Below are 16,052 nucleotides of genomic sequence, written 5' to 3'. Positions count from 1 at the left end.
ATGCTTAGCAATCGGCCGCCTTAACTGGGTCTTTTGAAACTCTGTCGCAATTTTTCAATGTGCGCCCGGCAATGACAACCTTCAATGTGGTCGTTCACCAGCCCCATGGCCTGCATGAAGGCGTAGACCGTGGTTGGTCCGACAAATGACCAGCCGCGCTTTTTCAGATCTTTGGAAATGCGAATAGATATCTCGGTCTTTGGATTGGCGATCAGGGTCGGATAGTCCACGACAACGGGGCGATCTTTTGCACCCGGCTCGAAAGACCAGAAATAAGCTGCCAACGACCCTTTTTCTGCAACCAGTTCAATTGCGCGTTTGGCATTATTGATCGTCGATTCAATCTTGCCCCGGTGGCGCACAATGCCTTTGTCCGCCAAAAGGCGCTCCACGTCCGCCTGCCCGTACCGTGCAACCCGATGGAAATCAAAGCCATCGAAAGCAGCGCGAAAATTCTCCCGCTTTCGCAAGATTGTCAGCCACGACAACCCGGACTGGAAACCTTCGAGACAGATTTTCTCAAAAAGTCGAAAATCGTTTGAAACAGGAACGCCCCATTCATTGTCATGGTAGGCAAGATAGTCAGGTAACTCGCCCGGCCAGAAGCAACGTGTCATTCCATCGGCACCGACAATCAGACCGGTTCTTGCCTCGGCAACATCATTCATTGCTCTGCCTCCCAAGTTTTATCGATAATTAATTATGTCGCGCAACTTGCCACTAACCACAACTTTAATTGGAAGGGGCGCCAGGCGAAACACGCGGCCGAAATTTACCTTTACGATTCCATTCCGGCGCACAATCCCCACTCGAGCATGAGGGCCGCTCTCCTGACAACCGATGTCAGGAGCTGCAAGGGGCAACTGCGCCATAAAGAGTTTCCGGCGCAAAGAGACGGATTTGGATTATGAAACCACGTCATCTTCTTTTAATCGGATCGCTTGCGGCGATTGCCGTTTCCATTGTCAGCACTAGCATGGCGTTTGCCAATGACCGCTATGCCACCCTCCCGCCGGTACGCGTGAGCCCTGATCTTTCAGCTCCGTGGGTTGCCCAGTTGCATGGGCAACCTGCCCGCATCAAAGCCGTGCCGCAAAATCTGCAGCCAGCACCGCGCGTTGCCAACAGACAAAAGCAGAGAGCGAAATCGAGCTATCGCCAGGTTTCATACCAACGCCCGGCTGCAAACCCTGCCACCACGGTGCGAAAGCACCAGATCGACCCGGCTTATCTGCCGCAGACTGTTTCCTATTCGGGAAAAGAAAAGCCGGGCACGATCGTCATCGATACAGGCAAGCGCTTCCTTTATCTCGTGCAGTCGGACGGCAAAGCCATGCGCTATGGTGTCGGTGTCGGAAAGCAGGGATTCAGCTGGAAAGGTTCCCAGCGCATCAGCCGCAAGGCTGAATGGCCTACCTGGACACCCCCGAAGGAAATGATCGCCCGCGAGCGCAAGAAGGGACGCATCCTGCCCGCGCGCATGGAAGGGGGGATCAATAATCCTCTTGGTGCGCGCGCCCTATATCTCGGCGCCACGCTCTATCGGATCCACGGGACCAATCAACCCTGGACCATCGGCAAGGCCATGTCTTCGGGCTGCATTCGAATGCGCAATGAAGATGTGACCGATCTTTACGAACGTGTTCCGGTCGGCGCGAAGGTCGTTGTCCGTTAGAACAACCGCCTTTTTCAAGCTTCTCGCGACCGCCTTTTCACCGGGGCGGTCGCATTGTTTTCATAAATCTGAAACGACCAAATTTTCTGCACAGAAAGAATGATCGCAGATTTGGAAACGTGATTGAAAGGGCTTTTCCTTTTCCCGCGAACACCCATATGCTGACCATGGCAAAGTCCAGAAAGATACGAAAAGGACTGCCACATGGCAGTCCGTGCCGGGGGACGACCCGGCATGCAGGTCAAATAGCATCCCAGCGCATCGAGGGATCAATCCTGCGCCGGGTGCTTCGAGGGAAAGGATAAAACATGACCGTACCGATGGTTAAACTGAACGACGGCAATCACATCCCGCAGCTCGGGTACGGTGTCTGGCAAGTGGGCAACGACGAGGCGGTCGCCGCTGTCAGCGAAGCATTGAAAGCAGGATATCGCCATATCGATACCGCTGCCATTTATGGCAATGAAGAGGGCGTCGGCAAGGCGATCAAGAATTCCGGCATCGCGCGCGGCGACATTTTTCTCACCACGAAACTGTGGAATAGCGAGCAAGGCTATGACTCGACGCTGAAAGCGTTCGACACGAGCCTGAAAAAGCTCGACACGGATTATGTGGATCTCTATCTCATCCATTGGCCGACGCCTTCAAAAGACCTCTTCATGGAAACATGGCGTGCGTTTGTGAAGCTGAAAGAAGAGGGTCGAGCGAAATCCATTGGCGTGTCCAATTTCCGCACAGCCGACCTCGAACGCGTCATCAAGGAAAGCGGCGTAACGCCGGTTCTCAACCAGATTGAATTGCACCCGCAATTCCAGCAGGACGAGTTGCGTCTGTTCCACGGCAAGCACAACATCGCAACGGAAGCATGGAGCCCGCTCGGGCAAGGTCAGATACTGGAAAATGCCACGCTGAAGGCCATCGCTGAAAAGCATGGCAAGTCGGTTGCGCAAATCATCCTGCGCTGGCACATCGAGACCGGTAATATCGTCATTCCGAAGTCCGTGACGCCCGCCCGCATCAAGGAAAACTTCGATATTTTCGATTTCCGCCTCAACGGAACCGATCATGATGCGATTACGAAGCTGGACAAGGCCGACGGCCGGTTAGGCCCGAATCCGAGTACATTCTCGGCTGGCTGAACGGGCGAAAAACCGGGCGATTGCCCGGTTTTTTTATGCAGCGATCTGCGACAATCCTTGCGGCTTCGGGCCACCATAGGCCCAGTCGATCAACTCTACCGTGTGAACGATGGGCAGTTTGCTGCCCGTAGCAATCTGCGTCATGCAGCCGATATTGCCGGTGGCGATAAGATCGGCCCCCGTTGCCTCGATATTTCTTACCTTGCGGTCCCGCAGTTTTACGGCAATCTCCGGCTGCAGGATGTTATAGGTACCCGCCGATCCGCAGCAAAGATGCCCCTCGAGCGGCTCTTTGACCTTGAAACCTGCCCTTGAAAGCAGGTCTTTGGGTTGGCGTGTAATTTTCTGCCCGTGCTGCATGGAACAGGCGGAATGATAGGCAACTGTCAAGTCTTGGGGTACGTCCGGTTCCGGCAATTCGATGCCGACGAGATATTCGGTGATGTCCTTGGCCAGTGACGACACGCGCGCAGCTTTCTCCTTATAAGCAGGGTCCAGCCGAAGCATGTAACCATAATCCTTGATGGTCGTCCCGCAACCCGAAGCCGTGACAATGATTGCATCAAGCCCGCCTGCTTCCAGTTCGCGGGTCCAGATATCCACATTATGACGTGCCTGCTCAAGCGCCTGCTCTTCGCGCCCCATATGATGGACCAGCGAACCGCAGCATCCCTCCCCCTTCGGCGTCACCACCTCGATGCCGAAACGGTTCAGAAGACGCAAGGTCGCAGCATTGATGCCGGGATTGAGTACCGGTTGCGCACAACCATTGAGGATTGCCACGCGGCCACGCTTCTCCCCTTTGGCAGCACTGAGGGCTTCGACCCTGGGAGTCTCGGGCAAATTCCGCGGTGCGAGATCGAGCATTGCCGCCACCGGTCGCAGAGTCTGGCTTTTGCGCAGCAGCGGCACGAAAGGCTTGCCGAGTTTTGCAAGCTTCAGCGCGGCGCGGAAGCGGCCCGGATAGGGCAGAACCTGCGCCAGCACCCCACGCAGGAAGCGGTTCATGAACGGGCGTTTATACGTTTTTTCGATATGTGCGCGCGCATGATCGACCAGATGCATATAATTGACGCCCGACGGGCAGGTTGTCATGCAGGAAAGGCAGGAGAGGCATCGGTCCACATGGCGCACGATTTCCTCATCCGCCGGGCGGCCATTTTCCAGCATATCCTTGATCAGATAGATGCGCCCACGCGGACTGTCGAGTTCGTTGCCAAGCGTCACATAGGTCGGGCAGGTGGCGGTACAGAACCCGCAATGCACGCATTTGCGCAGGATTTTTTCCGCTTCACTGACACCGGGATCGCGCAGTTGCTCGGGGCTGAAATGGGTCTGCATGGTTTCAAGCTCCGGCCTGACGGGGATGCATACGCCCCGGATTGAGAATATTTTCTGGATCGAACTGATGCTTCAGCCGCTGCGAAAGTGCGGCAAGTGCCGCCGGTTGGGGCTCAAACACTTCAACGCTTGAACGAACACTCTCCGGCGCACGTACAAGCGTCGCGTGGCCACCGCCATATTTGGCAATGAGTTGACGCAATGTTTGCGCTTCGGGATCGGCTTCCATCCGCATCCAGATCAAACCGCCCTGCCAGTCGTAGAAGGCATCAACGCCGGCATAGCGACGGAACTCGTCCACCATGCACCAACCCAGCATCGGAGTCATCGAAACCCGCCAAACAGCGCGATTGTCTCCTGCATTGGCATAAGGCAGGACATCACGCACCTCGCGCCAAAGCTGGTGCGACTGCGCTTCGTTGAGCACGTCAACCACCCCGCCGAGCAACGCCTGCAACTGGCGGCTGCGATGCTCAACCGAAGGCGCAAAGCCTTCGAGCCGCAATACAGTTGCCGCCTCCCAGCCCAGCTTGCCATCCAGAAAGCGATTGGCAACCGTCGGCGGCAGATGCGCTGCGGAAGCGACTTCCTCCCGCGACCCCATGGCCATCGCCATCGCGCGCACCGCCTGTTCATCAGTCAGTCCACGCACGGCAAGCGTTGCCGCTGTTTCCGGTTTCGGCAGAACCTTGAACGTCACCTCGGTGGCAACGCCCAGCGTGCCCCAGGAATTGGCCATCCCCTTGGACAAGTCATAACCGGTCACGTTCTTGACCACCCGTCCGCCGGATTTGAACAATTCGCCGCGTCCGGACACCACACGCACACCGAGCACATGATCGCGCGCAGCACCTGCCTTAAGACGGCGCGGACCCGAAAGGTTCCCGGCAAGCGCACCACCGATCGTACCACGGCCACTTTCACCCGACAGCAGCGGGCCGTAGTCCATCGGCTCGAAATGAAAACACTGGTTGTTGTCGGCCAGAAGTTTTTCGATCTCGGCCATCGGTGTTCCTGCCTTGGCGGAAAGCACCAGTTCGTCCGGTTCGTACAAGGTCACGCCCTTGAGTTCAGACACATCCAGCACATGACCTGCATCGACCCAATGGCCAATGCCACGCTTTGAACCGTGGCCAATAATCTCCAGCGGCGTGGAACGGGCCAAAGCTTCCTGCACCGCGCCCACAACGCCAGCTTCGTCCTGCGGCTTAAGAATAGTTGTATCACTCATGATCCAAACCTCAGATCAGAATCGAGGAATGTCAGGGAAAGCCAGTTCCCCACGATGCACATGCATACGGCCAAGCTCGGCACAGCGACGCAATTGCGGAAAGACTTTGCCGGGATTGAGCAGATGCTTTGCATCGAAGGCACATTTGACCCGCATCTGCTGGTCGAGATCGATTTCGTTGAACATTTCCGGCATCAAATCGCGCTTTTCTATGCCGACCCCATGTTCGCCGGTGAGAACGCCGCCGACTTTCACACATAGCCGCAAAATATCGGCACCGAAATCCTCCGCGGCTTCCAACTCGCCCGGAATATTCGCGTCGTAAAGGATCAACGGGTGCAGATTCCCGTCGCCTGCATGGAACACATTGGCGACACGCAGTCCGTATTTCTCCGACAGGTCGCGCATACCCGACAGCACTCGCGGTAGTTCCTTACGCGGGATCGTGCCGTCCATGCACAGATAATCCGGCGAGATGCGCCCCACTGCCGGAAACGCCGCCTTGCGCCCTGCCCAGAAAGCCAGACGCTGCTCTTCCGACTGAGACAGGATACAGGTTGTCGAGCCATTTTTGAGCGCCAGCGCTTCAACCCGCCCAATCAGATAGTTCACCTCAACGGGCGGCCCATCCAATTCGACGATCAACAAGGCTTCGACATCAAGCGGATAGCCCACCCGTACAAAATCTTCTGCGGCTTTGATGGCTGGTCTGTCCATCATCTCCATGCCGCCCGGAATGATGCCTGCACCGATGATATCGGCCACGCACTGCCCTGCCTGTTCGCTGGAGGAAAAGCCCACCATCACCGCCCGCGCTGTTTCGGGCTTTTGCAGGATGCGTACGGTAATTTCGGTCACGACGCCGAGTAGCCCTTCCGAACCGGTCATCAGGCCGAGGAGATCGTAGCCCTCGCTATCGAGATGCTTGCCACCGAGCCGGATTACCTCGCCCGTAATCAACACCATTTCGATCCCGAGGACGTTGTTGGCGGTGAGCCCGTATTTGAGGCAATGCACTCCACCGGCATTTTCTGCGACGTTTCCCCCGATGGAACAGGCAATCTGCGATGATGGATCGGGCGCGTAATAAAAGCCCTCATTTTCGACGGCCTTGGTGATACCGAGATTGGTCACGCCGGGCTGCACCACGGCGACACGGTTAGGATAGTCGATTGCCAGAATGCGGTTGAAGCGTGACATGACCAGAAGCACGGCATCCTGCAACGGCATGGAGCCACCGGAGAGCGAAGTCCCCGCCCCTCTCGGCACGACACGAACATTGTTATCGTGACAATAGCGCAGAACCCGCGCAACCTGATCGACGGTTTCAGGGAGCACGACGACCAGCGGCAGCGAGCGATGTGCCGTCAGACCGTCGCTCTCGAACACACGCATCGCATTGATCGCATCGACAACGCCTTCGCCGGGCACTATGCCGCGCAGATCCGCGACGATCTGCTCACGCTTTTGCATGACGGACGCGTCCGGCTCCGGCATTATGAGTCCGCTCATATTCTCCTCCACCACTTATCCGGTCAAAGTGCACTCCACACCATTTTCGTCAAGTGGTAAATCATTTTTACCACTTTAGCCGATGGTTAAACAGTTTCCACGCCGCGGCATAATTACTTGCCTAGTTTCCCAGCGCTCGGCTAGATGCTTTTAAAACCCAAAGCTTTAGCAAATGCAGCAGGAAGTGGGATAGCAGAGCATGATGAGCAGTCTGGCAGATATGGAAATCTTTGCCCGCGTCGTGGCAACGGGCAGCATGTCAGCCGCCGCTCGTGATCTGGGCCTTTCTCCAGCGGTGGTTTCAAAACGCCTCGGACGTCTGGAAGAGCGGCTCGGAACCCGCCTGCTTCAACGTACGACGCGCCAGATCGCACTTACCGAGGCCGGTCAGGGCTATCATGAGCGCGTTCTCGCCATTCTCTCCAACATCGAGGAAGCGGAAGCCTTTGTCGCCCGCCGTTCCGCCGATGCACGGGGTACATTGAAAATTTCGGCCCCGACGACCTTCGGTCGCATGCATATTGCCCCCTATCTCGTGCCATTCATGCGCGCCAATGCCGATCTCACCGTCAATATGCAGCTCACCGACGAAATGGTGGACATTGTGGGGGATGGTTACGATCTTGCTATCCGGATCGCGGAACTTTCCGATTCAACACTCGTCGCACGTCGCCTAGCGCCCGTGCGCCGCATTCTCGTTGCATCGCCCGGCTATATCGCAGAACGCGGCACGCCACAGACGATTGAGGACCTGCAAGACCACATCTGCCTTGCCCCGCACAACAACGACCCCTGGCGGCTGGAAGGCCCCAAAGGGCCGATCGTCATCCGTCCGGTCGGGCCCTTGCAGACCAATTCCAGCGAAATGGTAAGGGAGGCAGTGCTCGCGGGCCTTGGTATCGCGCAGCGCTCAACCTGGGACATCGGGCCAGAACTTGCGGCCGGAAAGCTGGTACAGGTTCTGCCCGACTATGCCGCTTCTCGCAACGTAGCAATTCATGCCGTCTATCCATCGAAACAGTTTCTTCCAGCAAAGGTCCGGCTGTTCATCGACTATCTTGCCGATCTTTATGGCCCCGTTCCCTATTGGGAGAGCGGGACATCCCACCACGAAGCAGCAAAAAAATAGACCAGCTTTCATTCGTCGGTTAATAAGCCACGTGCTTTATATCAGCGTGCCAGCATATAAAGCTGACTAAGCTTTTGATTCAAAAGACTTAGCTCCCTCCGCACTCCGTTATTCAAGCGAATCGGATGCCCTCCTCCTGCTATCCTGATTTTCTGGGAAAAATGATGAACACACCTGTACGCTTCATTCTTGCAATTATCGTCGCCGTGATCGTCGGCTGCGGCTTCATGTTTTATGACATATCGCGTGGCGCCGAATGGGTCGTTTCCCCTCAGCAGATCGAACAGGCTAAAGCCGAAGGCAAACCCGGTGTGGAAAGCCGTCCCGGCACCGTGACCGTACTGCCCATCCGTAGCGAGACCGCAGACGCACTTCCATTCAAATGGGCGATGTATGGCGTGGTCGCAGGACTTTTCGTCCTCGTAGCAACACGCAAGCGCAACAAAGCCTGATCATTTTTCGATGACAAAGCACGAAAGCCCGGTTGTCTTATGAACCGGGCTTTCAATTCCAATATATTCCGTTGCCGGATATGGGGCTAACGGCTACTTTGCCGCCGTTACAGAGAGGCTTCAGAGCGCATGGCGGAAACGGTTTTTTCACGCATACAGGCAAGCCGCACAGCAGATGATGTTGTGCACCAGATCGAAACGCTTATCCTCGAAGGCGTTCTGCGTGGCGGCGACCGGCTTCCCGGTGAACGCGAGCTGGCGCGCCAGTTCGATATTTCGCGCCCAATCCTGCGCGACGCCCTAAAGAGACTTGAGACCGCAGAACTTCTGATTTCCCGCCATGGAGGAGGTACATTCGTTGCTGATGTGATCGGGCAGGTATTCAGCGCGCCTGTCGTGAAGCTGTTTGCCGATCACCGCAAGGCGACAGCGGACTATCTCGAATATCGTCGCGAAATCGAAAGCATTGCCGCCGAATATGCCGCGCTTCGAGCCACACCGGCAGACAAGGCTCTTTTGACCGAAATCATGGAAGCCATGGAAAAGGCCCATGGCGCCAGTGATTTCGACACGGAAGCACGCCTAGACGTGGAATTGCACAATGCCATTGGCGAAGCCGCTCACAACATCGTTCTCCTGCACACCTTGCGGTCATGCTATCAACTGCTGAAGGATGGCGTATTTTACAATCGCAGCCTTATCTACAGCTATCCCGGCGTCGCCGACATGTTTTTGTCGCAGCATCGCGCCATTTACGATGCAGTGATGGCCGGCAATCCGCAAGCGGCCCGGGAAGCGGTTCAAAAACACATCCGTTTCGTGGAGCAGGCAACGCATGATCGCGAGCTTCACGAAGAACGCGAACGTGTCTCGCGCCTGCGCTACCGGCAGCGGGCCGGCGTGAAAACGGCCAAAGACGTGAAGGATGATAACGGCGAATGAGTGTTGTTTTCAAAGATGCGAAAGGGCCTGACGATATCCGCCTTTATGCAATTGGCGACGTACATGGCCGCCTGGACTTGCTTCTGGATATGCATGGGCTGATCCGTGCCGACCTTGATCGCCGGCCCGTTCACGACTGGCGCATCATTCATCTGGGTGACTATATCGATCGCGGTCCGAAATCGAAGGAGGTGCTGGATTTCCTGATCGATGCGTCGGAAAGGGACGAGCGCGTGATTTCGCTACTTGGCAATCACGACGACGGTTTTCTCACCTATCTGGCAACGGGGGACATCGCCGGGATATTCGCGCTGCATGGCGGCATTGACACCGCTCGGTCCTACGGTGTGGAAATTGATTTTAACGATGCGGATTCAGCCCGCCATGGTCATGCCGCGCTCGTGAACGCAGTTCCGCAAAGTCATATAGACTTCATCCGCACCTTGCCCCGCTCGGCGGATTTTGGCGATTTCTTCTTCTGCCACGCCGGAATCAATCCCGCAGTACCGCTTGATGCGCAAGATCCCGAAGAGCTGATCTGGATTCGCACAGCCTTCCTGAAATGGACTGAACCATTCGAAAAAGTCGTCGTCCACGGACATACCCCACAAAGCGGCATCGACATTCAACCCAACAGGGTCAATCTTGACACTTATGCGTGGAAAAGCGGACAGCTTTCGGCCATCGTGATCGATGGCGCGGAAAAGCGTTTTATCGAAGCGAGATAATGCGCTTAGGGAGCATCCAAAAAAGAGATAAAACGCCGACCTGATCCAATCAGATCGAAACGCGATCTAGTGCGCGCTGGAAATGCCGTACCCGTCGGTCGACATAGCATTGTCGCCTGCGTCGACGGTGAATATGCCGACTGCCATGAACACAATCGCGGAAACCATCAGAACGGTGAGAAGAGCGGCATGCTTGGCGGTCATATTCGGAAACTCTTTCGACGGGCCGGACAAAGTTCGTTAGACGAGCCGCCACTTGCGAGCATGGCGATCAGCCTTGCCCATTAGGTCGCTGCCCGGGGAGACGGCGTTCAGTTACACCCGAAAAAAGTTACCCGCAACTGAACGGTTCCAGCCGGATCACCGCTTTTTTCGGGGAAGCACTGTTTGGCTGAACGGTGTGGCAAAGCGGCAACGCAAAACCGCGACTTAAGGTTAAAAGGCAGTTACGATGCGGCTAGATTTGGCTAACCCAAGCCTTTGCTAATACAGCACCCGCAGCATCTGCCTTTATCCCGAATGTCTCTGCAAGGACTGGATACTGCTCAGTCCACTGAGGAGCGAAGCCTGATATCAAGCCGCCAAGCTGATCGTTCCACTCGGCCACAAGCTTTGTGTCTGCCTCGAAATGGAACTGCGTACCGTAGACCGCACGCCCGATGCGATAGGCCTGATGAGGTGTCATATCGCTGGTTGCCATGTGGATGGCATTCCTGGGAAGCGAAAACGTGTCGCGGTGCCAGTGAAAGATTGGAAAGGTCTCACCCGCCGCGGACAGGACTGGATCGCCTTTACCCTCTTCCGTAAGCTGAACCTCCCGCCAGCCGAACTCCATGGGGCGATCCAGAATGTTCTCGCCGCCATATGCGCGAGCTATGAGCTGGCTGCCCAGACAAATGCCGAGAACGGCCTTATCGCTGCCGCCAAACTTGCGTATCAGCTCAAGCAAATGCGGGAAATAAGGACATTCGTCATCGGCGAGCGCATTCTGTTCGCCACCCAGAACGATCAGGGCCTGATATCCATCGTCGTCCGCCGGTAGCGTATCCCCATCGTAGGGATGACGCAGATCGATGGAAAAACCCGCATCTGTCAGTATGGGTTCAATCTGCCCCAACCCGGAGCCTTGGTAGTTTTGAACGACCAGTACACCCATGAGAATCCCCCACCGACTTTCACATTCGGTAACATGGAAATGCCCCGGACAACAGCCGGGTCATAGATCAGTTCACTACCGACACACTGACTGTCCGGCCCGCAACAAGGTGTACACCCTCCGGCACGTCTTCAAGCTTCACACGCACCGGAACGCGTTGCGCCAGCCGGACCCAGTTGAATGTTGGCGAAACATTCGCCAGCAGGCTGGATGAGTCGCTGCGTTCGCGATCCTCGATACCTCCCGCAATACCTTCGACCTTCCCCTTGAGCTGAACCTTGCTGCCCATGATATCGATCACCACCGGATCGCCTACCTGGATACGTTCGAGCTTGTTTTCCTCAAAATAACCGGAGACGTAGTAGGAATCCGTGTCAACGAGAGCCGTCACAGCCGAACCTGCGGAAACATAGTCGCCCGGTTGAAGCGAGAAGTTGGTCACCACGCCGTTTACGGGCGCTTTCACCGAAGAACGGTCCAGATTGAGCGCTGCGAGATCGCGATCCAGCTGCGCCTGCCGATAGGCAGCTTCTGCCTGCTGGGCCGTTGTTTCAATCTGTTCCAGTTTCTGACGCGTCACGGTCGTATCGTTAAGCTGGCGATAGCGAACCAGATCGCGGTTAGCCATGTCGAGCGCCGCCTTGCTGCTATCGATCTTGGCTTCCGCCGTTTGCAGGGCGAGCTTGTAACGGGCCTGATCGATGCGGAAGATCACATCGCCACGGTGGACCGCTTCATTATCATGAACGAGCACTTCGCCAACCAGTCCAGAAACATCCGGCGCAACACGCACAACATCCGCACGAATCTTGCCGTCGCGCGTCCAAGGCGCGTTCATGTAATAGTCCCACAAATGCCAGCCAAGAAGCCCCGCCATCGTGACCATGACGAGGGTTACAAAGACACGGCCTGAATGTGCAAAGAGCTTTTTCATAGCGGTATTCCATTGAGAAGGACGGCTGCTGAGCCGAGAATGCAAAAATACATGGCAGCATCGAACAGCGGCCGGTGCCATACGAAACGGTAGAAGCGGGCGCGCGCCAGAAGGCGTTGCATAATCGTGTTTGCGAAATAGGCTCCGAGCGCCAGCACGCCGAGGGTCGGAATGTAAATTCCGTAAATGTCGAGTTCAGGTTGCATCACAAATCACATTGTTGTTCTAGGCTGCTTGCGGAAGTTCCATCAGCGGACGCGGCGGCAAGGCAAAAGGCGGCGCTTTCGGGAAAAGGTTGAAGCGCAGGGCGACCAGCGCCATTCTTGTACGCTTGGCATTTGCCGGCGATCCGCTCTCGATGATGGTCGTGATCGCTTCGTCGATGGAGACGAGCAGATTTCTGTCGATCTCATCAGCCTCCTGCGGCTTGCTGGCCAAGGCTCTGTAACGCGCACCGACACCGTCCAGCACCGCATCGACAGCCGCCCGGCAGTTTTCGGGCAGCTTGGAACGATATTGCTGAAGATCGATCGTGTTCATGCCGTTTCGCAGGTCGCGCAGCAAATCGACCTTCGCGACATCAGCCGCCGCAACCAGCGCCAGGCGAGGTGTCATCATGCCTATGCGGTCGATCATGCGGAGCAGCAGGCGGTTCATGCGCTGGCGGCGATGTCGTCCCGGGCGACGTTCGGCGGCAAGCGCGATGTCGTTCCAGCCCGCCTTGATGAGGCGGCGAACGCTCCATTCCGCCCCCACCGATCGTACAATCGAGGTCACGGCCGCGGCGATCACGATCCCTAGCACCGTTGCCAGATTGGCATTGGCAAAACTCACAAAATCGTGGGTCAGATGGCCCTGCAGCATGAGCATGTTCGGCAGATTTACGCAAAGAACCATTCCCAACAAAAATTGCGACGGAATGGCAAGCAGCAGGCCTGCCGGAATGAGGAAAAGCCCCAGCACCAGAACCAGCGGGAAGAAGCCGTCCACAAGCGGCAAAAGCGCGAATTCAAAAATGAAAGCAGCCGCAATGACGATCAGAAGCAGCCAGTTGAACTTGCGCATGACAGGCACAGGATCGTCCATCGTTGCGAAGATGCAGCAGAAGATGCCCGCCATCATGGCTGCGGCGCTGCCTTGGGACCAGCCGCTGGCGATCCAGAAAGCGGTTGCCACGCAGGTGGCCAGAAAAGCCGAAAAGCCTGACAGAAGCGCCATGCCGTAGTCGCGATGCATGGGGCGAGCTTTCAGATGGGCGTCATAACGGCGCCACCGCAGCGAATGCCTCGAACCCGACAGGATATCCTGACGCAATGTGATGCAATCGCTCCATATCTGGACCAGATCGCGAACGCGCGCAGCCACGTTGAAAGGCAGCAATTCGCCCCAGCTCGTCGCATCCTTCCCGTGCCGGTCAATGTCTTCGATCAATCGTAACAGGACGGTGCGGCGTTCCTCCGTCAGGTTCTCGCCGCTTTCTATCCAGCCGCAAGCTTCGTCCAGGAGCTTTTGCACCGCGGGATGCCAGGGCTGCTCGTTTTCACCGGGCTTCAGCGCCAGCACGTCGTGCAGGCTTGATATGATCGGAAGAACCGCCACCATGCGCTGCTGCAACACATGAAGCAGCGCACCGACATTCCTGATCGACGAGGTGTCATAGGCAACATGCGTGGCCAGATTGCGCAGCTCCAGCGCATCTGCCGCCAAACGCTGCCGATCCCGAAGGAATTCGGGCGTCGCGCCTTCCCCCCGCAAGCTCGCGAGCGCGAGCTTTGAACCATCCCGCAGCCAGTTATCGATACGACTGACGAGCACCGGACCGCTATGGCGCGGAAAAACAAGACGATTGACGACGGCGGCACAAATGATGCCGATCGCGATTTCCTCCACTCGTCCCACGGCGTAGTCGAATGTGGTTTCCGGCACGGAAACAACGGCGAAGCTGGCGATTGCCACCGTATAACCGGCAAGCATGAACAGATAGCTGCGCGGTGTGCCGTCAAGCAGGCTGATTGCAAGGCAAAGCCCCATCCAAAGGCCGATGGCCAATGTCAGAATTTCAGGCGAATTGACGAGATGCGGCACGAACAGAATGGTCACCGCGCCGCCGATAATCGTACCGATAAGGCGATAGAACCCCTTGGACGTGGTGGCCCCAGACAAGGGATGCGCCACGATATAGACCGCAGCAATGGACCAGTAAGGATTGGGCAGGTTGGCCACCAAACCGATCCACAGCGCAAGCATGCCCGCAGCGAAAGTCTTCAATGAAAAGACTACATCCCAAAATTTGGGGTTTGTTTCGGCTGGTTTCGTCATGGCTTGTGGGGGCACCGGTTAAACGCACTGCGTCTTTCCGGTCAGACGGCCGATCAGAAAGACTATGTTTGAAATTTCTCATTCAGCTTGCGCAAGACTTCCATGGCGACATCGACCGCATCGGAGTCGAAATCGCCGAGGAAAAGAGCGCGAAGACGGGCAGCAGACTTTTCCACCTTGGCGGCAAGAGCGCGGCCATCCCCTGTCAGTTGGATGAGCTTGACGCGACGATCGGCATCATCGGCAATCCGCTGGATCAGGCCGTCCTTTTCCAGCTCATCGACGACCCGGACAATCGTGGCGCCATCAATGCCAACCCTTTCGGCCAGCACACCTTGAGGAATACGATCTCCATGCCGCAAGAGGGTCATCAGCGGTATGGCTTTCGCGTCGGAAAGACCATGTTCCGCCATCGCCGCATCGAAAGCTTTCCGCCATCCTCTGGCAGTACTGGCAAGAAGCGGCGCGAATTCGACCCACGCTTGTTTCATCACATCAATTCCATTCAAATAGATAGCTTCATACCTATATGGATACAATCTAGTTAAATGCAACTTCCCTGATATTTCCCATCAATTGTTTGTGTAGGAATGCGCATCAATTGCCTCGACATGCGTCGCCAAAGCGCTTGACCGCCGCCCCTGCCCTCTGCCATCGATGCTGACATGCGCGCAAATTACAAAATGCAGAGACTATACGTTGAAAACGACCTCCAATCTGGCAACCAGATCGAGGTTGCCTCGCAGGCCGCACATTATCTTACCCATGTCCTGCGATTGAAGGAGGGGGATGAAATCCTCGCCTTCAACGGACGTGACGGTGAATGGAAATCACGACTGAGGCCGGAAGGCAAAAAGCGGCTTTTTCTCGAACCTTTCGATCAAACGCGTCCGCAGCCCCCAGCAAGTGACCTGATCTATTGCTTCGCCCCGCTGAAACAGGGACGGCTGGACTATATGGTGCAAAAAGCGGTGGAGATGGGTGCGGGCGTCCTGCAACCGGTCATTACACAGCACACTCAGGTACCGAAACTGGGAACCGACCGTATCAGGGCCAATGCGATAGAAGCTGCGGAACAATGCGGCGTTCTTTCCTTGCCGGAATGCCGCGAAGCCATTCGCTTTGACCGTTTCATCGAGCAGTGGGACGAAAACCGTCACCTGATCTTCTGCGATGAAGGACACGAATCGGACGATCCGCTGACCATCTTGCAAGCCATGAAGCCCGGCCCTGCCGCATTGCTGATCGGTCCGGAAGGCGGTTTTTCCGAAGACGAGCGCCAGACACTCCGAAGGCTCTCATACGTGACGGCTATTCCCCTCGGCCCACGAATCCTGCGCGCCGATACCGCTGCCGTCGCAGCCATGGCTTTGGTGCAATCCGTGCTCGGAGACTGGCGCAATGCAGGATGACATTCTCGAAACCCGATGTTCAATGGAATTGACTTGCGTGATTTGACAAATTTGTCCAATCACGCTGAAACGCGAAAAATCG

The 16,052-nt window shown here is 56.4% G+C and carries 17 protein-coding genes; 7 read left to right on the top strand and 10 right to left on the bottom strand.

Going from position 1 to position 16,052, the window contains the following annotated elements; translation table 11 throughout:
- Positions 1-20 precede the first annotated feature (20 nt).
- The gene (locus ACS5UA_RS06945; protein WP_021588166.1) at positions 21-668 is read right to left on the bottom strand and encodes a DNA-3-methyladenine glycosylase I; all 648 of its coding nucleotides are present in this window, start codon (positions 666-668) and stop codon (positions 21-23) included.
- Between the two features lie 239 nt (positions 669-907).
- On the opposite strand from ACS5UA_RS06945, the gene ACS5UA_RS06940 reads away from it, so the two are divergent.
- Both ACS5UA_RS06940 and ACS5UA_RS06935 read left to right on the top strand, forming a co-directional pair.
- The gene (locus tag ACS5UA_RS06940; protein WP_021588167.1) at positions 908-1,675 is read left to right on the top strand and encodes a L,D-transpeptidase; all 768 of its coding nucleotides are present in this window, start codon (positions 908-910) and stop codon (positions 1,673-1,675) included.
- A 308-nt stretch (positions 1,676-1,983) separates the two neighbouring features.
- Positions 1,984-2,814 carry an aldo/keto reductase gene (locus ACS5UA_RS06935; protein ID WP_021588168.1) on the top strand — a complete coding sequence of 277 codons (831 nt, stop codon included), beginning with the start codon at positions 1,984-1,986 and terminating at the stop codon, positions 2,812-2,814.
- Positions 2,815-2,847: 33 nt separating this feature from the next.
- Here ACS5UA_RS06935 and glcF read toward each other — a convergent pair whose 3' ends face one another.
- Genes glcF through ACS5UA_RS06920 form a run of 3 tightly spaced genes read right to left on the bottom strand, consistent with a single transcriptional unit; the run spans position 2,848 to position 6,898 of the window.
- Positions 2,848-4,155 carry a glycolate oxidase subunit GlcF gene (gene glcF / locus ACS5UA_RS06930; RefSeq protein ID WP_176073069.1) on the bottom strand — a complete coding sequence of 436 codons (1,308 nt, stop codon included), beginning with the start codon at positions 4,153-4,155 and terminating at the stop codon, positions 2,848-2,850.
- A gap of 4 nt (positions 4,156-4,159) precedes the next feature.
- The gene (gene glcE / locus ACS5UA_RS06925) at positions 4,160-5,386 is read right to left on the bottom strand and encodes a glycolate oxidase subunit GlcE (RefSeq protein WP_241084064.1); all 1,227 of its coding nucleotides are present in this window, start codon (positions 5,384-5,386) and stop codon (positions 4,160-4,162) included.
- Between the two features lie 15 nt (positions 5,387-5,401).
- The gene (locus tag ACS5UA_RS06920) at positions 5,402-6,898 is read right to left on the bottom strand and encodes an FAD-linked oxidase C-terminal domain-containing protein (RefSeq protein ID WP_241084065.1); all 1,497 of its coding nucleotides are present in this window, start codon (positions 6,896-6,898) and stop codon (positions 5,402-5,404) included.
- Positions 6,899-7,097: 199 nt separating this feature from the next.
- Here ACS5UA_RS06920 and ACS5UA_RS06915 point away from each other — a divergent pair, with 199 nt between their 5' ends.
- The 4 genes from ACS5UA_RS06915 (at position 7,098) to ACS5UA_RS06900 (ending at position 10,149) form a co-directional block, all read left to right on the top strand.
- On the top strand, positions 7,098-8,027 hold the full coding sequence (locus ACS5UA_RS06915; RefSeq protein WP_006468477.1) for a LysR family transcriptional regulator: 930 nt from the start codon (positions 7,098-7,100) through the stop codon (positions 8,025-8,027).
- 164 nt (positions 8,028-8,191) lie between these two features.
- A complete protein-coding gene (locus ACS5UA_RS06910; RefSeq protein WP_241084066.1) occupies positions 8,192-8,479 on the top strand; it encodes a hypothetical protein in 288 nt (95 codons plus the stop codon).
- Positions 8,480-8,608: 129 nt separating this feature from the next.
- Positions 8,609-9,421 (top strand): FCD domain-containing protein, encoded by an 813-nt coding sequence (locus ACS5UA_RS06905; protein WP_006468475.1) that lies wholly within the window; start codon positions 8,609-8,611, stop codon positions 9,419-9,421.
- On the top strand, positions 9,418-10,149 hold the full coding sequence (locus tag ACS5UA_RS06900; RefSeq protein WP_021588172.1) for a metallophosphoesterase: 732 nt from the start codon (positions 9,418-9,420) through the stop codon (positions 10,147-10,149). The genes ACS5UA_RS06905 and ACS5UA_RS06900 overlap by 4 nt, the downstream gene beginning before the upstream one ends.
- 66 nt (positions 10,150-10,215) lie before the next feature.
- Here the strand turns inward: ACS5UA_RS06900 and ACS5UA_RS06895 are convergent, their stop codons facing one another.
- From ACS5UA_RS06895 to ACS5UA_RS06870, 6 genes are all read right to left on the bottom strand, one after another.
- Positions 10,216-10,353, bottom strand: coding sequence for a hypothetical protein (locus ACS5UA_RS06895; RefSeq protein WP_006472492.1), 138 nt, complete (start codon positions 10,351-10,353; stop codon positions 10,216-10,218).
- Between the two features lie 253 nt (positions 10,354-10,606).
- Positions 10,607-11,305, bottom strand: a complete 699-nt coding sequence (locus ACS5UA_RS06890; RefSeq protein WP_021588173.1) for a type 1 glutamine amidotransferase — start codon at positions 11,303-11,305, stop codon at positions 10,607-10,609.
- A gap of 67 nt (positions 11,306-11,372) precedes the next feature.
- On the bottom strand, positions 11,373-12,239 hold the full coding sequence (locus tag ACS5UA_RS06885; RefSeq protein WP_021588174.1) for an efflux RND transporter periplasmic adaptor subunit: 867 nt from the start codon (positions 12,237-12,239) through the stop codon (positions 11,373-11,375).
- Positions 12,236-12,445 carry a DUF1656 domain-containing protein gene (locus ACS5UA_RS06880; protein ID WP_031347316.1) on the bottom strand — a complete coding sequence of 70 codons (210 nt, stop codon included), beginning with the start codon at positions 12,443-12,445 and terminating at the stop codon, positions 12,236-12,238. The genes ACS5UA_RS06885 and ACS5UA_RS06880 overlap by 4 nt, the downstream gene beginning before the upstream one ends.
- A gap of 19 nt (positions 12,446-12,464) precedes the next feature.
- A complete protein-coding gene (locus ACS5UA_RS06875) occupies positions 12,465-14,558 on the bottom strand; it encodes an FUSC family protein (protein WP_241084067.1) in 2,094 nt (697 codons plus the stop codon).
- 62 nt (positions 14,559-14,620) lie between these two features.
- On the bottom strand, positions 14,621-15,049 hold the full coding sequence (locus ACS5UA_RS06870; RefSeq protein WP_241084068.1) for a MarR family winged helix-turn-helix transcriptional regulator: 429 nt from the start codon (positions 15,047-15,049) through the stop codon (positions 14,621-14,623).
- A 174-nt stretch (positions 15,050-15,223) separates the two neighbouring features.
- Here ACS5UA_RS06870 and ACS5UA_RS06865 point away from each other — a divergent pair, with 174 nt between their 5' ends.
- Positions 15,224-15,970 carry a 16S rRNA (uracil(1498)-N(3))-methyltransferase gene (locus tag ACS5UA_RS06865; protein ID WP_036593196.1) on the top strand — a complete coding sequence of 249 codons (747 nt, stop codon included), beginning with the start codon at positions 15,224-15,226 and terminating at the stop codon, positions 15,968-15,970.
- The last annotated feature ends 82 nt before the right edge of the window (positions 15,971-16,052 follow it).

It is taken from the genome of Brucella sp. RRSP16 (assembly GCF_052246815.1).
GTDB lineage: Bacteria > Pseudomonadota > Alphaproteobacteria > Rhizobiales > Rhizobiaceae > Brucella > Brucella intermedia.
The sequence above is the reverse complement of the archived record's forward strand: the minus strand, read 5'-3'. Positions and strand labels throughout refer to the sequence as shown.

Coding starts and splice junctions, on each gene's coding strand:
- ACS5UA_RS06945 (WP_021588166.1), bottom strand. CDS start 668: ATGAATGATGTTGCCGAGGCAAGAACCGGTCTGATTGTCGGTGCCGAT.
- ACS5UA_RS06940 (WP_021588167.1), top strand. CDS start 908: ATGAAACCACGTCATCTTCTTTTAATCGGATCGCTTGCGGCGATTGCC.
- ACS5UA_RS06935 (WP_021588168.1), top strand. CDS start 1,984: ATGACCGTACCGATGGTTAAACTGAACGACGGCAATCACATCCCGCAG.
- glcF (WP_176073069.1), bottom strand. CDS start 4,155: ATGCAGACCCATTTCAGCCCCGAGCAACTGCGCGATCCCGGTGTCAGT.
- glcE (WP_241084064.1), bottom strand. CDS start 5,386: ATGAGTGATACAACTATTCTTAAGCCGCAGGACGAAGCTGGCGTTGTG.
- ACS5UA_RS06920 (WP_241084065.1), bottom strand. CDS start 6,898: ATGAGCGGACTCATAATGCCGGAGCCGGACGCGTCCGTCATGCAAAAG.
- ACS5UA_RS06915 (WP_006468477.1), top strand. CDS start 7,098: ATGATGAGCAGTCTGGCAGATATGGAAATCTTTGCCCGCGTCGTGGCA.
- ACS5UA_RS06910 (WP_241084066.1), top strand. CDS start 8,192: ATGAACACACCTGTACGCTTCATTCTTGCAATTATCGTCGCCGTGATC.
- ACS5UA_RS06905 (WP_006468475.1), top strand. CDS start 8,609: ATGGCGGAAACGGTTTTTTCACGCATACAGGCAAGCCGCACAGCAGAT.
- ACS5UA_RS06900 (WP_021588172.1), top strand. CDS start 9,418: ATGAGTGTTGTTTTCAAAGATGCGAAAGGGCCTGACGATATCCGCCTT.
- ACS5UA_RS06895 (WP_006472492.1), bottom strand. CDS start 10,353: ATGACCGCCAAGCATGCCGCTCTTCTCACCGTTCTGATGGTTTCCGCG.
- ACS5UA_RS06890 (WP_021588173.1), bottom strand. CDS start 11,305: ATGGGTGTACTGGTCGTTCAAAACTACCAAGGCTCCGGGTTGGGGCAG.
- ACS5UA_RS06885 (WP_021588174.1), bottom strand. CDS start 12,239: ATGAAAAAGCTCTTTGCACATTCAGGCCGTGTCTTTGTAACCCTCGTC.
- ACS5UA_RS06880 (WP_031347316.1), bottom strand. CDS start 12,445: ATGCAACCTGAACTCGACATTTACGGAATTTACATTCCGACCCTCGGC.
- ACS5UA_RS06875 (WP_241084067.1), bottom strand. CDS start 14,558: ATGACGAAACCAGCCGAAACAAACCCCAAATTTTGGGATGTAGTCTTT.
- ACS5UA_RS06870 (WP_241084068.1), bottom strand. CDS start 15,049: ATGAAACAAGCGTGGGTCGAATTCGCGCCGCTTCTTGCCAGTACTGCC.
- ACS5UA_RS06865 (WP_036593196.1), top strand. CDS start 15,224: ATGCGCGCAAATTACAAAATGCAGAGACTATACGTTGAAAACGACCTC.